Annotated in this window: 18 protein-coding genes and 1 pseudogene; 9 read left to right on the top strand and 10 right to left on the bottom strand. The window is 71.7% G+C overall.

All coding sequences use genetic code 11. The features are described from left to right. Positions 1 to 186: 186 nt before the first annotated feature. The gene (locus O7608_RS03560; RefSeq protein WP_289208627.1) at positions 187 to 1,047 is read right to left on the bottom strand and encodes an Fpg/Nei family DNA glycosylase; all 861 of its coding nucleotides are present in this window, start codon (positions 1,045 to 1,047) and stop codon (positions 187 to 189) included. Positions 1,048 to 1,094: 47 nt separating this feature from the next. Between O7608_RS03560 and O7608_RS03555 the strand changes: the two genes are divergently transcribed. Both O7608_RS03555 and O7608_RS03550 read left to right on the top strand, forming a co-directional pair. After that, positions 1,095 to 2,282 carry a glycosyltransferase family 4 protein gene (locus O7608_RS03555; protein WP_289208626.1) on the top strand — a complete coding sequence of 396 codons (1,188 nt, stop codon included), beginning with the start codon at positions 1,095 to 1,097 and terminating at the stop codon, positions 2,280 to 2,282. 106 nt (positions 2,283 to 2,388) lie between these two features. Further along, entirely contained in the window at positions 2,389 to 2,631 is a 243-nt protein-coding gene (locus tag O7608_RS03550; protein ID WP_289208625.1) for a DUF433 domain-containing protein, read from the top strand. 28 nt (positions 2,632 to 2,659) lie between these two features. Here the strand turns inward: O7608_RS03550 and O7608_RS03545 are convergent, their stop codons facing one another. Genes O7608_RS03545 through O7608_RS03525 form a run of 5 tightly spaced genes read right to left on the bottom strand, consistent with a single transcriptional unit; the run spans position 2,660 to position 6,488 of the window. Next, the gene (locus O7608_RS03545; protein WP_289208624.1) at positions 2,660 to 3,391 is read right to left on the bottom strand and encodes a CDP-alcohol phosphatidyltransferase family protein; all 732 of its coding nucleotides are present in this window, start codon (positions 3,389 to 3,391) and stop codon (positions 2,660 to 2,662) included. Continuing rightward, on the bottom strand, positions 3,366 to 4,433 hold the full coding sequence (locus O7608_RS03540) for an iron-containing alcohol dehydrogenase family protein (RefSeq protein WP_289208623.1): 1,068 nt from the start codon (positions 4,431 to 4,433) through the stop codon (positions 3,366 to 3,368). The genes O7608_RS03545 and O7608_RS03540 overlap by 26 nt, the downstream gene beginning before the upstream one ends. Beyond that, positions 4,421 to 5,152: a phosphocholine cytidylyltransferase family protein gene (locus O7608_RS03535; RefSeq protein ID WP_289208622.1), complete on the bottom strand. Its 732-nt coding sequence runs from the start codon at positions 5,150 to 5,152 to the stop codon at positions 4,421 to 4,423. The genes O7608_RS03540 and O7608_RS03535 overlap by 13 nt, the downstream gene beginning before the upstream one ends. Positions 5,153 to 5,208: 56 nt before the next feature. Next, positions 5,209 to 6,015 (bottom strand): hypothetical protein, encoded by an 807-nt coding sequence (locus tag O7608_RS03530; protein ID WP_289208621.1) that lies wholly within the window; start codon positions 6,013 to 6,015, stop codon positions 5,209 to 5,211. Then, entirely contained in the window at positions 6,012 to 6,488 is a 477-nt protein-coding gene (locus tag O7608_RS03525) for an NUDIX hydrolase (protein WP_289208620.1), read from the bottom strand. The genes O7608_RS03530 and O7608_RS03525 overlap by 4 nt, the downstream gene beginning before the upstream one ends. Before the next feature lie 143 nt (positions 6,489 to 6,631). Between O7608_RS03525 and O7608_RS03520 the strand changes: the two are divergent. The 3 genes and pseudogenes from O7608_RS03520 to corA form a co-directional block, all read left to right on the top strand. After that, positions 6,632 to 6,994: pseudogene (locus O7608_RS03520) on the top strand (CBS domain-containing protein); the annotation flags it as partial. 129 nt (positions 6,995 to 7,123) lie between these two features. After that, positions 7,124 to 8,221 carry an aminotransferase-like domain-containing protein gene (locus O7608_RS03515; RefSeq protein ID WP_289208619.1) on the top strand — a complete coding sequence of 366 codons (1,098 nt, stop codon included), beginning with the start codon at positions 7,124 to 7,126 and terminating at the stop codon, positions 8,219 to 8,221. A 119-nt stretch (positions 8,222 to 8,340) separates the two neighbouring features. Beyond that, a complete protein-coding gene (gene corA / locus O7608_RS03510; protein WP_421358322.1) occupies positions 8,341 to 9,492 on the top strand; it encodes a magnesium/cobalt transporter CorA in 1,152 nt (383 codons plus the stop codon). Positions 9,493 to 9,590: 98 nt separating this feature from the next. On the opposite strand, the gene O7608_RS03505 is transcribed toward corA, so the two are convergent. Further along, positions 9,591 to 10,139, bottom strand: a complete 549-nt coding sequence (locus O7608_RS03505) for a hypothetical protein (RefSeq protein WP_289208618.1) — start codon at positions 10,137 to 10,139, stop codon at positions 9,591 to 9,593. Between the two features lie 195 nt (positions 10,140 to 10,334). Between O7608_RS03505 and O7608_RS03500 the strand changes: the two genes are divergently transcribed. Continuing rightward, positions 10,335 to 10,862, top strand: a complete 528-nt coding sequence (locus O7608_RS03500) for a peptidylprolyl isomerase (protein ID WP_282224786.1) — start codon at positions 10,335 to 10,337, stop codon at positions 10,860 to 10,862. A gap of 212 nt (positions 10,863 to 11,074) precedes the next feature. Further along, positions 11,075 to 12,013 carry a rhomboid family intramembrane serine protease gene (locus O7608_RS03495; RefSeq protein ID WP_289208617.1) on the top strand — a complete coding sequence of 313 codons (939 nt, stop codon included), beginning with the start codon at positions 11,075 to 11,077 and terminating at the stop codon, positions 12,011 to 12,013. Here O7608_RS03495 and O7608_RS03490 read toward each other — a convergent pair whose 3' ends face one another. Then, positions 12,014 to 12,568: a PH domain-containing protein gene (locus O7608_RS03490; RefSeq protein WP_502959171.1), complete on the bottom strand. Its 555-nt coding sequence runs from the start codon at positions 12,566 to 12,568 to the stop codon at positions 12,014 to 12,016. Between the two features lie 68 nt (positions 12,569 to 12,636). Here O7608_RS03490 and O7608_RS03485 point away from each other — a divergent pair, with 68 nt between their 5' ends. Then, the gene (locus O7608_RS03485) at positions 12,637 to 13,854 is read left to right on the top strand and encodes a thiolase family protein (RefSeq protein ID WP_289208616.1); all 1,218 of its coding nucleotides are present in this window, start codon (positions 12,637 to 12,639) and stop codon (positions 13,852 to 13,854) included. A 55-nt stretch (positions 13,855 to 13,909) separates the two neighbouring features. Next, the gene (locus tag O7608_RS03480; protein WP_282224789.1) at positions 13,910 to 14,362 is read left to right on the top strand and encodes a hypothetical protein; all 453 of its coding nucleotides are present in this window, start codon (positions 13,910 to 13,912) and stop codon (positions 14,360 to 14,362) included. A 400-nt stretch (positions 14,363 to 14,762) separates the two neighbouring features. Here the strand turns inward: O7608_RS03480 and O7608_RS03475 are convergent, their stop codons facing one another. Both O7608_RS03475 and O7608_RS03470 read right to left on the bottom strand, forming a co-directional pair. Then, a complete protein-coding gene (locus O7608_RS03475; RefSeq protein WP_289208615.1) occupies positions 14,763 to 16,421 on the bottom strand; it encodes a glycosyltransferase family protein in 1,659 nt (552 codons plus the stop codon). Continuing rightward, entirely contained in the window at positions 16,318 to 16,788 is a 471-nt protein-coding gene (locus O7608_RS03470) for a hypothetical protein (RefSeq protein WP_289208614.1), read from the bottom strand. The genes O7608_RS03475 and O7608_RS03470 overlap by 104 nt, the downstream gene beginning before the upstream one ends. Positions 16,789 to 16,847: the final 59 nt, after the last annotated feature.

Genomic DNA, 16,847 nt, shown 5'->3' with positions numbered 1-16,847 from the left:
GTACACGGACGGTGACCCGAAAGACTTTACGCCCCTCGTCCGAAGGGTGGGTGCCGGTGGTCGGTGATGGTGCTGAAGCTTTGGGACCGGGCCACTATACCGATGGATCGTCACCACGGAAGTCACCGTTGTGGTGCGCATCGCCGTAGCGAGGGACGATCATCGTTCGGACCCCGATTTCGTCACCTAACGCACAAGGCGGGACAACCGTCGGTCAGCGAGTGGGGTGCCGCCGGTCTGGCAGGTGGGGCAGTACTGCAGGCTCGAATCTGCAAAAGAGACTTCTCTGATCTTATCCGCACATACCGGGCACGGTAACCCGGTGCGACCATGCACTGTCATTCCGGATCGCTTCTCGCCCTTCAACGTCGCCGCCCGTTGGCCCACCGAACGGTCCACCGCGTCGGTCAGCACCCGCCGGGTCGCGGCGTACAACGCCGACATCTGATCGTCGGTGAGCCGGTGGGTCAACGCGAACGGCGACAACCGGGCCGCGTGCAGGATCTCGTCGGAGTACGCGTTGCCGACGCCGGCCACCACCTCCTGCGTGGTCAACACCCCTTTGACCTGCCCACGTCGGGCCCGCAGCCGCTGCCCGAAGGTGTCGGCGTCGACGGCGAGCACGTCCGGACCCAGCCTGGCCACCCCCGGCACCTGCGCCGGGTCGGCGACCAGGTACGTCGCCAGCTTCTTCTGCGTACCGGCCTCGGTCAGGTCGAACCCGGAACCGTCGTCGAGCCGGACCCGGACCGCGATCGGCCCCTTGCCCGGCTTCAGTGGCGTCGCCGACGGGAAACTCTCCCGGTAGTGCAGCCAGCCGGCCCGCGCCAGATGCACCACCAGGTGCAGCTCACCGCCACACTCCACGTCCAGGAACTTGCCGTGCCGGCCGGTGTCGGTGATCTCCAACCCGGCCAGCGCCGACAGCGGCGGATCGTAGGTCTTCAGCGCGCTGATCGCCGACACGTCGACACGCGCTACCCGGCGGCCGACCGCGCGCTGGCGCAGGTAGGCCGCGAGCGCCTGCACCTCCGGCAACTCGGGCACCCCTCAGACGGTAGCGTCTGACGACGTCGAGCAGGAGGGTTGACCCGGTGAGAGTCGTCGTGGCGCACAACCGATACCGGCAGGCCCAGCCCTCCGGGGAGAACGTCATCGTCGACAGCGAGATCGACCAGCTCGCCGCCGCCGGTGTCGAGGTGATCCCGTTCCTGCGCAGCTCCGACGACATCCCGGCGCTGCCGGCGACCGGCAAGGCACTGCTGCCGATCTCGCCCAGCTACGCCCCGGCCGCCCAACGGGACCTGGACCGGCTGCTCGCCGAGCACCGGCCGGACGTACTGCACCTGCACAACCCGTACCCGTTGATCTCGCCCTGGGCGATCCGTACCGCGCACCGGCACCGGGTGCCGGTGGTGCACACCGTGCACAACTACCGGCAGGTCTGCTCGGCCGGGCTGTACTTCCGCGACGGCCGCATCTGCACCGACTGCCGGGGCCGGGCGATCGGCCTGCCCGGTGTGGTGCACCGCTGCTACCGGGGCTCGCGGGCGCAGAGCGCGGTGATGGCCGCGACCCTGGCCCTGCATCGGCCCACCTGGCGCTCGGTCGACCGGTTCATCGCGCTGACCTCGGCGGTCGCCGGGCACCTGCGCGACTACGGCGTCCCCGACGAGCGGATCGTGGTCAAGCCGAACGCCATCGAAGACCCCGGCCCGCCCGCCCCGCTCGGCGACGGCTTCCTCTTCCTCGGCCGGCTCACCCCGGAGAAGGGCATCGGCCTGCTCCTCGACGCCTGGCAGCGGCATCCAGAAGGGTCGCTCGGCACGCTGCGGATCGGCGGCGACGGCGAACTGCGCCCGCTGGTCGAGACCGCCGCCGGCGGCCGCGCCGACATCGACTTCCTCGGCCCGCTGGACAGATCAGCGGTACGCGACGCGCTGCGCGCCACTGCCGTGGTGCTGGCCGTCTCCACCTGGCACGACGTGCTGCCGACCGTGGTGATCGAGGCGTTGGCCAGCGGCCGGCCGGTGCTCGGCACCGCCCTGGGCGGCATCCCGTACCTGGTCGGCGCGGACGGCTCCGGTACGGCTGCCACCGCCGCCGGCTGGGTGGTGCCGCCGGAGGCGGCCGCGTTGGCCGCGGCCCTGCCGGTCGCCCGCGACGGCGCCGCCGCCCTGGCCGGCGTCGCCCGCGCCCGCTACGAGACCACCTTCCACCCCGATGTGGTCATGAAGCAGCACCTCGCCATCTACGACGCGGTCAGCGCCAGGATCAGTTGACCGAAAGCCGGCCGACACGCCGACGTACTCCCGCATCCTCATCAACTGATCACGCTGGAAGCCGTCACCGCCGTGCTCGGGCCATACCGGCACGTCCCGGCATAAGATGTACCAGTGGGCCACCAAACGCATCACGATCGACCCCGCCCGGATGGGCGGACTGCCGTGCATCAGAGACACCCGGCTGACCGTCACCGCCGTGCTCGGACAGTTGGCCGCCGGCCGGTCGGTCGAGGAAGTCCTCGACGACTACCCGTACCTGGAGCCAGCTGACGTGCTGGCGGCACTGGAGTACGCCGCGTTGGCGGTGCAGGAGCGTGAGCTTCCGATCACACCGAGCGCGGCATGAGCTTCCTCGTCGAACTCGCCAGGTGACGTCAGCGGAGGGCGGAGCGGGCGGAGAAGGTGATGCTGGCCAGCAGGAAACCGCCGTTGACCACGGTGAACGCGGCGATCACCCAGACCGCCAGCGCCGGCGCGACGGTCAGCACCACCCCGGCGACGAGAATCACCGCGCCGTAGTCGCGGATCAGCTTCACCAGGCGTACGGGTAGCGAGGTCGAGGTGACCATACTGGCCGCGTTCGGGCCGGCCTGCATCACCGAGGTCACCAGGTTCACCATCCAGGTGCCGGCGAACGCCGCGACCAGCCACACCGGGGTCGCCGGGACCTGTGCCACCGCGACCGTCGACAACGCGGTGACCAGCGCGATCTGGGCGGCCACGTCGCAGAGTACGTCGACCCGGGCGCCGGCCGGGCTGGTCTGCCCGGTCACCCGGGCCAGCTGACCGTCGGCACAGTCCAACGCGTACGCGATCTGCCAGCCGACCAGCGCGACCAGCCCGATCAGCCAGGCCGGCACGGACCCGGCGGCCACCGCGTCGGCGGAGGCGATCACCGCGACCGACGCGGCCAGCCCGAGGAGCAGGTTCGCCACGGTCAGCACCGTCGGGGCCAGCCGCAGCCGGGCGCCGGCGTACGCGAACACCGCGCCCAGCCGCTGACTGACCGCCTCGCTGAACAGCCCACCCCCCCTGTTGGCCTGGTAGAAATCTGTCAGGAGCGGGGGAGTTACGAGCTGTTCACCTTGCGAAGCTGCTGAGGGCACCGAGGTATTCTGCCAGCCGCTCCTCGACGGCGGTCGCATCGAGGTGCAGGTGCTCCAGGATGGTGTACCGGTCCGGTCGGGTGTGCGGTGCGTGCCCGACGGCGGCGACGAAGTCGGCGTCGGACAGTCCCAGATCGGCCGGGCGCAACGGCAGGCCGTGCCGGTCCAGCGCCGCCGCCAACTGGGCGAACCGCAGCCGATCGCCGCGCAGGAACGTGCAGAACAGCGCGCCGAGCCCGACCTGCTCGCCGTGCGAGCCGGTGCCCGGGTACAGCAGGTCGATGGCGTGCGAGATCTCGTGGCAGCCGCCGCTGGCCGGCCGGCTCGACCCGCACACCGCCATCGCGATGCCGCCCAGGATCAGCGCCTCGGCGAGGGTGGTCAGGAACGCGTCGTCGCCGAGGCCGCCCGGGTGGTTGAGCAGCGCCTCGGCACCGGTGCGGGCCAGCGTGACGGCGAGACCGTCGATCGGTTCGTCGCGGGCGGCGTGCGCCAGCTCCCAGTCGGCGACCGCACTGATGTTGCTCAACGCGTCGCCGATACCGGCCAGGGTCTGCCGGTCCGGGCCGTTCTCGACGAAGTCCAGGTCGACGACGATCGCCAGCGGAATGTGTACGCCGTACGAGCCCCGCCCGCCGTCGTGGTCCAGCGACGCCACCGGGGAGGCGATCCCGTCGTTGGCCAGGCTGGTCGCCACGCTCACCATCGGGATGGCGTACCGGGAGGCGGCGTACTTGGCGGTGTCGATGGTCTTGCCGCCGCCGATGCCGACGACCGCGTCGTAGGAGCGTTGCCGCAGTTTCTCGCCGAGCTCGTGGGCGGCCTGCAGGGTGCCGCCGGTGACGGTGAACACGTCGGCGCGGCCGAGCCCGGGGGCGATCAGTTCGGCGATCCGTTCCCCCTGGCCGGGGCCGACGACCACGGCGACCTCGCCGCCGCCGGAGATCCGCCGGTCGGCCAGCAGCGCGCCCAGGCCGGCGACCGCGCCCCGGCGGACGTCGATGGCCAGCGGGGTGTGGACGGTACGGGCTAGTAGTGGCATGCGATGTCCCGGGCCCTGGTCAGGTCGTCGTGGTTGTCCACCTCGACCCAGGCGACGTCGCCGATCGGCGCGCCGCGCACCTCGCCGCCACGGTCGGCGTACTCCTGGTAGCCGTCCTCGTAGTAGAGGTTCGGATCCCGCCGCCAGGTCGCCTCCAACGCCTCGGCGAGCCCGGCGGCGGCCGAGGACTCGATCAGGGTGGCGCCGATGTACTCGCCGTGGGCCTGCGCCGGGTCCATCAGCTTGGTGATCCGGGTCAGCTGCCCGGCGTCGTCGAAGACGACCTTCATTTCCTCGTCGGCGAGCTTCTTCACGTCGTCGACGGCGAGCAGGATGCTCGGCCCCCGCCCGGTCAGCAGGGTCTGCTCGACGCTGGCCGGGTGCACGGTGTCGCCGTTGACCAGCAGGGCGCCGGCGGCGAAGTGCTCGCGGGCCAGCCACAGCGAGTACGCGTTGTTCCACTCCTCGGCCCGGTCGTTGTGCACCAGGGTCAGCGCCACGCCGTGGCGGGCCTGCAGGTCGGCCTGCCGGGCACGGACGGCCTCGGCGGCGTAGCCGACCACCACGACCACGTCGGTGAGCCCGGCGGCGGCGAGGTTACGCAGCCCGATGTCCAGGATCGTGGTCTCCCCGTCGACCGGCACCAGTGCCTTCGGCAGGGTGTCGGTGTACGGGCGTAGTCGCCGGCCCGCTCCGGCGGCGAGCACGAGACCGATCATCAGGCGGTCCTCCTGGTGAGGGGTATGGGTACGAGGTATCGGTGGAGGATAGCGGCTCAGCCGGGGAGCGCGGCGAGGTCGGCGAGCAGGGTCACCCGCTGGTCCGGGTCCAGCGCCTGGTACGGCCCGGCCGCGCGCCGGTCGGTCTCCTGCTCGATGGCGAGCCGGGCCGGTCCGGGCGGCAGGTCGATGATGCTGCGGGCGGTGTGCCCGGCGGCGGTCCACGCGGCGGCGTGCGCGTCGGCCCGGTGGTAGCGCAGCGCGCAGAGCCGGTTCAGCAGCAGCACCCCGGCCGGGGTGCCTTCCGGCTCGTACGGTGGGGCGACGGCACCGAAGGCGTCCTGGCCGTCGGCCGCCGACGGCTGGTCCGGCTGGTCCGGGCCCGGGGCGGGGTCGGTGCCGGAAAGCGCGGCGGCCAGCAGCCGGCCGGTGAGGTCGACGAGCCGCACCAGCCGGCCAGCGTGTTCGCTGCCCCAGATCGTCGCGGTGACCTCGGCGTGCAGCGCGTACAGGTCGGTCAGGAAGGCTCCGCCGCGTTCGGTGGCCCGCAGCGCGCCGTCCGGGTGGCGTACCACCATGCCGTAGGCGACCTGCTTGTCGAGGACCCGCTGGCAGCTCGCCGGGTCGTGGTAGCGGGTGACGGCGGTGAAGCCGGTGGCGGCGACCAGTCCGCCGGGGGCGGCGAGCCGGGTACGCAGATCGACGAGGAACCCGACGGCGGCCGGTCCGCCGTACCGTTGCTGCAGTTCGGTGCCGGCGCTGGCGGCGGCGGTCATCGCCGCGCGGTAGACCCGGTCCACAGCGGGCGCGGTGAGCGCGGCGCACCGGTGACCGGGCAGCCACAGTTGGTCGGCGCTGCTCACAGGCCCAGGGCGCGCAGGACGGTGAAGCCGTTGTCGGCTATCCGGCGGATCAGACCGTCGTTGACGTCGGCCGACTCGTCGAGGACGTCGAGTTCGTCGGCGCGCAGCCAGCGGAACTCGGTGTGCTTGCCGGGCTCGAGGACGGGGTGGGCCAGGTCGCCGTCGACCCGTACCAGGTAGTCGACCTCGACCCGGGCGATGCCGTCGTCGCCGACGTAGCGGTACTCGCCGACCTCGGCCAGGACCCGGGCGACCTGCCACCCGGTTTCTTCCTGTACCTCACGGTACAGGGTTTCGAGTAGGGTTTCGCCCGGTTCGACGTGCCCGCCGACTATGTCCCAGGTGTCGGGGAAGAGCCGCCGGTACGGCGACCGGCGCTGGAAGAAGATCCGGCCGTCGTCGTCGACGATCAGCGCTGCGGCGCACCGCAGCGGCTGGCCGGGTGCGTCCCGCTCAGGGGGTGGGGCGGACACGTCTGTGACAGTAGCGATCCGCCCCCGGGAAGAACCAGGACGAGCCGCGTACCACCTGGCGCATCGGTTCGTTCAGGCTCTTGTGGACCGCCCAGGAGCAGGCCACGATGTCCGTACCGTGCCTTTCCGGGAGGTGATGCGTGATGCGTGTCGAAGATGTCATGTCCCGCCGGATCTTGATGGTTGGTCCCGATCACACCTTGCGGCAGGCCGCGCAGATGATGGCCGCCCGGCGGATCGGATCGGTGGTGGTCGCCGATCCCGACTCGCAGGGAATCGGCATCCTGACCGAGCGCGACGTGCTGTACGCCATCGGTGCCGGGCTCGATCCCGACGTCGAACGCACCCGGGCCCACCTGACCTGGGACGTGGTCTACGCCGGGCCGGACACGACGCTGACCGAGGCGGCGCAGGCGATGGTCCGGGGCGGTTTCCGGCACCTGGTGGTGCTGGCCGGCGGCGAGGTCGTCGGCGTGGTGTCGGTCCGGGACCTGCTCAAGGTCTGGACCGCAGGTCCGGTCGCGGGTCCGGCCGCCGATCGGACCGCCGGTCCGGCCGCTGCCCCGGTGGCGCCGGTGAGTGTCCTGCCACACCAGCCGGAGGCGATCGGCTGATCGCGTCGTACGCTGGCAGCCATGAGCGCCGAGCAGCTGATCTCCTTCGCCCGTGGGGCGCCCTCGCTGGACATCGTCGACATCGACGGGCTGAAGGCCGCCGCCGGGCGGGCCTTCGACGCCGATCCGGCCGGGGTGACCGCGTACGGCACCTCCGTCGGTTACCTTCCGCTGCGCCGCTGGATCGCCGACAAACACGGGGTCGAGCCGGAGCAGGTGCTGGTCACCAACGGTTCCCTGCAGGCCGACGCGTTCCTCTTCGACCACCTGGTGCAGCCGGGTGACGCGGTGGTGGTCGAACGGCCGACGTACGACCGGACACTGCTCAACCTTCGTCAGCTCGGTGCGCAGGTGCACCCGGTGACGATCGAGTCGGACGGGCTGGACACCGACGAGCTGCGCAAACTGCTGGAGTCCGGGGTCCGGCCGAAGCTGGCGCACATCATCCCGAACTACCAGAACCCGGCCGGGGTGACCCTGTCGGCGGCGAAGCGGCGGGCGCTGCTGGAGCTCGCGGTGGAGTTCGGCTTCACCATCTTCGAGGACGACCCGTACGCCGACATCCGGTTCCGGGGCGAGGCGCTGCCGTCGATGCTCGCCCTGGACACCGACGGTGTGGTGGTGCACGCCTCCAGTTTCACCAAGACCGTCTGCCCGGGGGTCCGGGTCGGCTACCTGGTCGGCGACGCCGGGCTGATCAAGACGATCGCCGGGCGGGCCACCAACCTCTACATCTCGCCGGGCATGGTGGCGCAGGCGATCGTGCACCAGTTCTGCGTCTCCGGCGACCTGGACCGGTCGATCGCCACCGTGCGTACCGCGCTGTCCGAGCGGGCCCGGGTGCTGGGCGAGTCGCTGCGCAAGCACATCCCAGGGGTACGGTTCACCGAGCCGGACGGCGGCTACTTCCTCTGGGTCGAGTTGCCCGACGACGTGGCGGTCGACGCGTTGGTGCCGGCGGCGGCGCAGCGCGGCGTGGCCGTGGTCAAGGGCAGCGACTTCCTGCTGTCCGGCGGTGACCACGCGCTGCGACTGGCCTACTCGGCGGTGACGGTCGACCAGATCGACGAGGGCGTCCGCCGGCTGGCCGAAGCGGTCGACGAGGTACGCGGGGCGTAACTTCACGAGTTTTCGGATCACGCCCCCGGTGCCCGCGAAGGGCACCGGGGGCGTGTCGTGTGGTGGTTTCCTGTTTCTCAGGACGGCTGCCGTGCGGGCACCGGGAGGGAGGCGGGCTGATGGCGGACTCCGCTGGCGGGCAGCCGAAATGGCCGGACGGCGGCAGCAGCCGGGCCCTGTCGCGGGCCTGGACGGCCCCGGTACGGGCGGTCAGCCGGATGCTGCACTCCACCGAGACCGGGCCGGACCCGGAGCCGGCGCCGCTACCGGAACGCAGCGGAATCGTCGACTGTGCGCTCTACATCGACGGGGTCCGCCAGCCCGGGTCGTGGCAGCATCCCGAGGCGTTGGCGACCGCCCGGCAGGAGACGAACGCCTTCGTCTGGCTGGGGCTGCACGAGCCGAGCCTGGCGGAGATGGCCGGCATCGCCGACACGTACGGGCTGCACGAGCTGGCGGTGGAGGACGCGGTCAAGGCCGAGCAGCGGCCGAAACTGGAGCAGTTCGGCGAGGTCAACTTCCTGGTGCTGCGGACCGCCCGGTACGTCGACCACGAGAAACTGACCGGCGACTCGGAAGTGGTCGAGACCGGCCAGGTGATGCTCTTCATCGGGCGGGGGTTCGTGATCAGCGTGCGGCACGGCGACGCCTGCCGTCTGTCGCCGGTGCGGGCCGATCTGGAGCGCAACCGGGAACTGATGACGCAGGGGCCGTGGGCGGTGGCGTACGCGGTCACCGACCGGGTGGTGGACCTCTACCTGGAGGTCGTCGACCGGATCGAGACCGACCTGGAGACCGTCGAGGCCGACGTGTTCTCGCCGGAGGCCAGCGACAAGGTGCACGAGATCTACCAGTTGAAGCGCGAGCTGGTCGAGTTCAAGCGCACGGTGGCCCCGTTGCAGCGGCCGATGATGACGTTGACGGCCGAGATCAACGAGGAGGTGCCGGCGGAGGTCCGCCGCTACTTCCGCGACGTGCAGGACCATCTCAGCCGGGTCGTCGAGCAGGTCAACGCGTACGACGACCTGCTGAACTCGATCCTGCAGGCCCGGTTGGCGCAGGTGACCGTGGCGCAGAACAACGACATGCGCAAGATCGCGGCCTGGGCCGGTATCGCGGCGGTGTGGACCGCGCTGGCCGGGATCTACGGCATGAACTTCGAGTTCATGCCGGAGACGGACTGGGAATTCGGCTACCCGGTCGTGCTCGCGTTGATGCTGAGCATCTCCCTGGTGCTGTACCGGTCGTTCCGGCGTAACGGCTGGCTCTGACGGCGGCCGGCGCGCCCCGGCTCGGCGCGGGCCGTGACACGACCGCGGGCCGGCAGCGGACCAGCTGGTCCGCTGCCGGCCCGCGGTCGGTGCCGAGCTCAGTTGGTGCCGGGCACCGGGCCGGGGACGGCCGAGGCGTTGGTGGCGTTCGAAGCGGCACGCATCGAGTCCAGCGCCTGACCTGGGTCGTACTCCTCCCACTGGGCGGCGCGTCGACGGCGTACCGCCATCGTGCCGAGCGCGCCGGCGGCCGCCAGCAGGCCGACGATCATCGGCCACCGACGGCGGCCGGCGTCCTTGCCGCCACCGGGAGTGAACCGCGAGTTCTTCGCGCGGGTCTTCATCGCCTTGGCCTTCACGGCCTTGGTGCGTCCGGTGGACTTGGCGGCCGCCATCGCCCGCATCCCGGATTTTCTCGCTGCCAACATGTTCGTCGCCTTCGCCTTCCTGGTCGCCCGGCCGGCCTGCCGGGCACCGTCTGCGGCGGCCACCGCCAGTGGCGCCAGCGTGGCCATGGTCCGGGTCATGCCCTGCGATGCCGAGTCGCGCATCCGGTCGGCGGTCGGCCCGACCGCTGTCCGGGCGGCGTGGATCCGTGGGCCGACGGTGGCACCGACGCCCCCGGCCGCATGCGTCGCCGCCTGCATGAAATGATCGAGGCTCTCGCCGAGCTCTGCTCGGACGAGGTCCCGCCGCCTGGCACGCCTGGAGATCCTCAACACCGCTGCCTACCTCCTGTGCTGTCGTTACGCCGTCATCCTCCACCTTCGGGTGCCTCCGTGTAGCCGGATCGGGCACATGGGAGGATTCGCATGGAACTGACCAACAACTGAGGAGTACCCGTGGCTGAGGCTGTCTACGCCACCTTGCACACCAATCACGGACCGATCCGGTTGGAGCTGTTCGCCAACCACGCACCGAAGACGGTCCGTAACTTCGTCGAACTCGCCGAGGGCACCCGTGAGTACACGGACCCGCGTACCGGTCAGCCGGGTAGCGGTCCGTACTACGACGGCACCATCTCGCACCGCGTGATCAGCGGGTTCATGGTCCAGATGGGCGACCCGACCGGCACCGGCCGGGGCGGACCGGGCTACACCTTCGCCGACGAGTTCCACCCGGAGCTGCGGTTCGACCGGCCGTACCTGTTGGCGATGGCGAACGCCGGGCCGGGCACCAACGGTTCGCAGTTCTTCATCACCGTCAGCCCGACGCCGCACCTGAACAACCGGCACACCATCTTCGGTCAGGTCGCGGACCAGGACTCGGTGAAGGTCGTCGACTCGATCGCCACCACCGCGACGAACCCGGCGGACCGTCCGCTCAGCGACGTCGTGATCAACCGGGTGGAGATCGAACGGGTCGGCTGACCTGTCGAGACCGGGCCGACCTGTCGAGACCGGGCTGACCGGTCGGCGCTGATCATTAGTTCGGCGCATCTGCTCCGGGCCGACCGCCCGTCGCCGCCCGACCGTCCAGTTGATCATGGCGGCGGCGGGTCGGTGGCCCGGCAGGTAACCTTGGCGCTCATGGAGACGCACCGGGACTCCGACGGCCGACGTCGGCGCAGCGAGGTGGCGAGATGAGTGATCCGGCCCAGACCGTGCCGGTCTGCTACCGGCACACCTCCCGGGAGACCTGGGTCCGGTGCTCCCGGTGCGAGCGGCCGATCTGCCCGGACTGCATGCAGGAAGCCGCGGTCGGGCACCAGTGCCCGGAGTGCGTCGCCGAAGGGCGGCGGACGCAGCGGTCCGCGCGTACCGCCTTCGGTGGCAGCGTCGCCGGCCAGCAGGGCACCGTCACCAAGGTCCTGATCGGCCTCAACGCACTCGCGGCGGTGATCGGCCTGGTGGTCTCCGGTGGCGGCTCGCTGCTGGGTGCCGGGCTGTTCTCCGCCGCCGGGTGGCTGCACGGCTTCGGTGGCGTGATCGGCCCGGACGTGACGGTCCGGGCCAACGGCACCGTCCTGGGCGGGGCCCTGCCGATGTACGGCGACGTCTTCGTCGGCATCGACAACGGCGGCGTGTACCGGCTGATCACCGCGATGTTCATCCACTACGGCCTGCTGCACCTGCTGTTCAACATGTGGGCGCTGTGGGTGCTCGGCCGCAACCTTGAGGCCGTGCTCGGGCCGGCCCGCTTCGTGGCGCTCTACCTGATCGCCGGGCTCGGCGGCAACGTGGCGGCGTACCTGATCTCGCCCAACTCGCTGTCGGCCGGCGCGTCGACCGCCGTCTTCGGCCTGTTCGCCGCCTTCTTCATCGTGCTGCGCCGGCTGAAGCGGGACACCTCCGCGGTCGTCGGCATCCTGGTGATCAACCTGATCCTCACCTTCACCGTGTCCAGCCTGTCGATCGCCGGGCACATCGGCGGGCTGATCACCGGGGCGCTGATCGGCACGATCCTGGCCTACGCCCCACGGACCAACCGGACCGTGGTGCAGGCGGTCGGCTGCGGCGCGGTGCTGCTCTTCCTGATCCTGCTCACGGTGGCCCGGATAGCGCTCGCCCACGCGGGCTGATCACGGCTGGCGGCCGCCGTGGGCATGCCACCACGTCGTCAGGGCGGCCGCCACATCGGCCGGGTCCGCGCCGAGGTCGGTGCCACCGAGCAGATGCAGCGAATCGCCGGCGTCGATCTCCAGCAGTGCGGTACGGACACCCCGGTGCCCGCGCCGGTCCACGGTGATCGACTCGACCCGCTGCCAGTCGATGGCGCGTCGACCGGCGAGTCCGGTGACCACCTCGACGCCCTGCGGGCCGGCGGTCAGCCGTACCGGCACCAGCAGGTCGCGCACCGCCCAGCCGGTGAGCCCGGCGGCGGCCACCAGGCCGAGGGCCGACCGGATCGGGTCGCCGTCGGCGAACAGCAACCCGACCGCGGCGACCAGCGCGGCCGCCACGACCTTCGCTACCGGCACCTTCGCCGGGACCCGCCAGCTCGTCGCCGGCGGCAGCGCCGGGTCCGGACCGCCCACCGGCCCGTCGGGGTCGGGACGATCCACCGGCCCGTCGTGGTCGGGACGATCCACCGGCCCGTCGTGGTCGGCGTGGTCGTCGGTGTCGTCGTCGCGCACCGGTCAAGGATGCCAGCGGTACGGAGCACGGCGTACCATTGCCGCAACCAAGTTACCGGGGAGTAGGCATGAGGGACGCGGTCATCGTCGGGGCGGTCCGGACACCGGTCGGGCGGCGCAAGGGTGCGCTGGCGTCGGTGCATCCGGTGGAGTTGTCCAGCCACGTGCTGCGCGCGCTCGTCGAGCGGACCGGCATCGACCCGGGCGACGTCGACGACGTCGTCTGGGGCTGCGTCTTCCAGGTCGGCGACCAGAGCTGGAACATCGCCCGCAGCGCCGTACTCGCCGCAGGCTGGCCGGAGTCGGTGCCCGCCACCACGGTCGACCGGCAGTGCGGGTCGAGTCAGCAGGCCCTGCACTTCGCGGCGGGAGCGGTGATCTCCGGCCAGGCCGATCTGGTCGTGGCCGGCGGGGTCGAGTCGATGACCCGGGTCCCGATGGGTGCCAGCACCGGCACCGGACGGCCCTTCGGTGACCAGGTACGGGACCGCTACCGTGGCGTCGACGGCGTCACCCCCGACGAGCCGGTGCCGTTCAACCAGGGCGTCAGCGCCGAGCTGATCGCGGCCCGGTGGGGGCTGTCCCGTACCGCGCTGGACGAGTTCGCCCTGGCCAGCCATCAGCGGGCGGCGGCGGCGCAGGACGCCGGTGAGTTCGACGCGGAGATCGCGCCGGTGCCGGTCGCCAGCTCTGGCGCGGCCGGCTCCGACAAGGCCGGTGCCGACCTGACCGGCGCCGACAAGGTCGGCGCCGACGAGGGCATCCGGCGGGACACCTCGCTCGCCAAGCTCGGCGAACTGGCGACCCCGTTCCGGGCCGACGGGGTGGTGACCGCCGGGTCGGCGTCGCAGATCTCCGACGGCGCGGCGGCGCTCGCGGTGACCACCTCGCAGTGGGCGCGGGAGCACGGCGTACGGCCGTTGGCCCGGGTGCACACGGCGGTGGTGGTCGGCGACGACCCGGTGATGATGCTGACCGCGCCGATCCCGGCCACCGAACGGGCGCTGCGTCGCAGCGGCCTGAGCCTGGCCGAGGTCGGGGTGTACGAGGTGAACGAGGCGTTCGCGCCGGTGCCGTTGGCCTGGCTGGCCGAGACCGGGGCGGACCCGGCGCGGCTCAACCCACGCGGTGGCGCGATCGCCCTCGGTCATCCGCTCGGCGCCAGCGGGGCCCGGATCATGACGACGATGCTGCACCACATGCGGTCGACCGGTGTGCAGTACGGCCTGCAGACGATGTGCGAGGGCGGCGGGATGGCCAACGCCACCATCGTGGAAATTCTGTAGCTGAAATTTCGCCATTACCCCGAGTCATCACAGGTTGACATGTCGTTAACACGACATGGACGTCTTCTCCCGTACGTTCCTGCCCGCGGCGGCGGAGACCGCCGTACCGATATCCACGACCAGCCGACACATGCCGGTGCTCCGGCGCTGTGTCTCCCCCAACGAACGCACCGTTCTCGTCGCCCGGTGCCAACGCCCCGACCAGCCGATGCAGGGTGACTACCTGCTCCTACTGACCCGCCGACGGCTGGTGGTCACCCAGGAGACGATCCTGTGGCGCCGCCTGCGGCTGCACCTCAACAGCGAGTTACGTCACCTGGACCACGTCACCTGGACCACCGACCCGCGTGCCGGGATCGTCGAACTCGCGGTCACCGCCATCGACGGCATCCGGGAACGATTCCTGATCAAGGTCCCCGACCCGGGTCGGGCCAGCCACATCGAAGCGCTGTTCAGCTACGCGTTCCTGGCCCGTCCGCTGGACGCCCGCAGTACCGCCGCCGCCTGACCCGCGCCCGGCTGCCGCCGTCAGCCCGACGACTGTCGCCGCGCTGCCTGCCACCGCCCGACGCGCGTCCGACGCGGTTCACGGCCCGGCGACCGGCGACTGGATCGAACCGGAGCAGGTCGAGCACTTCAGCCAGACCTCCCGGGTACGGCCGCCGATCAGGGCAAAGGTGAAAGCCTTCCCTGCTCCGAGGCATTTCGGGCAGATCGGTGGCCGACGCCGCCTCGGTGCCGGCAGATCATCCTTGTCGCCCATGGAGCGACCCTACCGTCCGTCGTCACCGCCGGTGCACGTCGTCCGCCGTCGTGCCCGGCGGTGCCGAGCCGCCGTGCCGCCGTGCCGCCGCCCGGCGCGCCGGCTCCGGTACCGAGCCGTACAGGTTCGGCTGTCGCGCCGTCGATCAGGAAGGGGGAGTGGCGACGCCGACATAGCCCTGGTAGCGCACCGCCCAACCGTCCGGCACCAACTCCGTACAGTCGTCGCGCTCACCGAGGCAGACGATGGCGTCGACCGACGCCGGATCGGCCGGCGGCCGGTTCGGCAGCACCGACTGCAGCGACACGATGTCGTGCTCGGGCAGCACCAGCCACAGCGGGTACTCCCAGGTGACGTTCTGCTGCACCAGGCCGATCCGGTGGGCGTCGGCACGACGTACCTCCTCGGCCGCCCACCGGAAGTCCGCCGCCCAGTGCGGCCGACGCAGGAACCGGGTGTCCCACGGATCGGTGGTGAACACCGAGCCGGCCCCGACGAGCCGACGCGGAAAGCCGTACGACACCGCCAGCACACCGGACAGCGCGGCCGTGGCCAGCACGGCCACGGCGGCGACCGTCGCCACCGACCGTCGCCCACCCGAGTCACCGGGCCGGCTTCCGTCCGGCCCGCCGTCGGCCCGGCGCCGGAACAGGGCATCCAGCCAGAGCCCGACCAGCGGGACAGCCAGGATCACACAGAACAGCAACAGCCGGTTCCCCCACGGCTGCCACTTGATCATCGCGAAGTAGAGCAGCAGCGCCGCCCCGACGGCGGCGGCGTACGCCCGGACCGCGCCCGGCGCGGCCGGGGCCACCAGCCGGGGCCGGGCCAGCGCGAGCACCCCGGCGACCAGCGCCAGGCCACCGGCGAGCGGGAACGCGACCCGGTCCTCGTCCGGGTACCAGGCGGGCACCGGGAACTCGGTCCGGTGGAAGGTGATCTCCGGATCCTGCGGGTCCACCCCGATCGCCTCGGCGACCGCCACGATCGCCGCCGCCGTACCGGCCCGCAGCGGCGCCAACGGCGTGTCCAACGCGGTGTGCCCTACCCGCAGCCGGTTGACGAACACCGCCGCCGGGTCGTGCCGCTGCATCGGGATCGACTCGCGCAGCCGGGGCGGACCGAGCGGGTGACCGAACTCGTCGGTGATCCGGGCGAGGAACGGACCGACGACGACCCCGGCGACCGCCAGGATCGCCAGCGACGCCGCCCCGGTCCGCAGCACCGCGCCGGGCCGGCGCAGCCAGCCGGCCAGCCGCAGCTGAGCCAGGCCCCAGAGCACGAGCAGCGGGCCGGCACCGAGCAGGCCGCTGGTCTTCGTCAACGCCGTCAACCCGGTCGCGGCACCGAGCGCCAGGACCGTACCGATGCTCGCCTGTCGGCGCAGGCCGTCCAGCGCGAGCGTCGCGACGCAGCCCGTCCAGGCCGCCGCCACCAGGTCGGTCTGGGTGCTGGTGGCCTGCAGTACCACCATCGGGGTGGTGCCGGCGACGAAGGCGGCGATCAGCTGCGCCCGCCGGCCGCCGCCGAACTGGGCGACGATCCGGGTCACGATCAGCAGACAGCCGACCCCGGCCAACCACTGCACCAGGTTGTACAGCGCGTCACCACCGGTCAGCAGCCGCAGGTGCAGCAGCAGATACTCGGCACCCGGCGGGATCGTCACCTGGCGGTGGATCGCCGTCGCCCAGAGCTGCAGGTCACCCTGGGCCACCCAGTGCTCCACCTTCGGCAGGTGGTAGGTCTGCGAGTCCACATTGTTCGGTTCGGCGAGCAGCGCGACGACCAGCTCGACACCGAGCATCCGCCGACAGCGACGGCCAACAGCCGCTCGGCGCGGGTCGCGTACCCCAGATCTGTCGCAGCCGGACCCACGGACGGGCAGCGGGCGTACGGAGTGCCGGGCGGCCGTCCCGTCGCCACCGCAGCGCGGCGGCGACGCCGAGCACCACCAGCGCGGCCAGCCAGGTCAGCCCGATCACCGGTGCGGTGAGCCCGCCGACGACACCCCACAGCTCGACCGTGAGCTCCGCGAACGTACCGGTGAGCAGCGCGGCCAGCACGATCGTCCGCCGCCCGGCCGCCGGAAGCCGGCTCGCGGACTCCGGACCGGGGCGCATGAGGTAGGTCGCGAGGAGGAACAGCAGTGGCGGCGCGAGCAAAGCGGTCATCCACCCGGCTGGCATGGCGGAAGTAAACACCATCGGGCGTACGGAAACCGTCCGCACCC

The organism is Solwaraspora sp. WMMA2056 (assembly GCF_030345095.1).
In the GTDB taxonomy this organism is placed as follows: domain Bacteria; phylum Actinomycetota; class Actinomycetes; order Mycobacteriales; family Micromonosporaceae; genus Micromonospora_E.
The sequence above is the reverse complement of the archived record's forward strand: the minus strand, read 5'-3'. Positions and strand labels throughout refer to the sequence as shown.

Coding starts and splice junctions, on each gene's coding strand:
- O7608_RS03550 (WP_289208625.1), top strand. CDS start 2,389: ATGTACCAGTGGGCCACCAAACGCATCACGATCGACCCCGCCCGGATG.
- O7608_RS03540 (WP_289208623.1), bottom strand. CDS start 4,433: ATGCCACTACTAGCCCGTACCGTCCACACCCCGCTGGCCATCGACGTC.
- O7608_RS03535 (WP_289208622.1), bottom strand. CDS start 5,152: ATGATCGGTCTCGTGCTCGCCGCCGGAGCGGGCCGGCGACTACGCCCG.
- O7608_RS03515 (WP_289208619.1), top strand. CDS start 7,124: ATGAGCGCCGAGCAGCTGATCTCCTTCGCCCGTGGGGCGCCCTCGCTG.
- corA (WP_421358322.1), top strand. CDS start 8,341: ATGGCGGACTCCGCTGGCGGGCAGCCGAAATGGCCGGACGGCGGCAGC.
- O7608_RS03505 (WP_289208618.1), bottom strand. CDS start 10,139: ATGCAGGCGGCGACGCATGCGGCCGGGGGCGTCGGTGCCACCGTCGGC.
- O7608_RS03495 (WP_289208617.1), top strand. CDS start 11,075: ATGAGTGATCCGGCCCAGACCGTGCCGGTCTGCTACCGGCACACCTCC.
- O7608_RS03485 (WP_289208616.1), top strand. CDS start 12,637: ATGAGGGACGCGGTCATCGTCGGGGCGGTCCGGACACCGGTCGGGCGG.
- O7608_RS03480 (WP_282224789.1), top strand. CDS start 13,910: ATGGACGTCTTCTCCCGTACGTTCCTGCCCGCGGCGGCGGAGACCGCC.
- O7608_RS03475 (WP_289208615.1), bottom strand. CDS start 16,421: ATGCTCGGTGTCGAGCTGGTCGTCGCGCTGCTCGCCGAACCGAACAAT.
- O7608_RS03470 (WP_289208614.1), bottom strand. CDS start 16,788: ATGACCGCTTTGCTCGCGCCGCCACTGCTGTTCCTCCTCGCGACCTAC.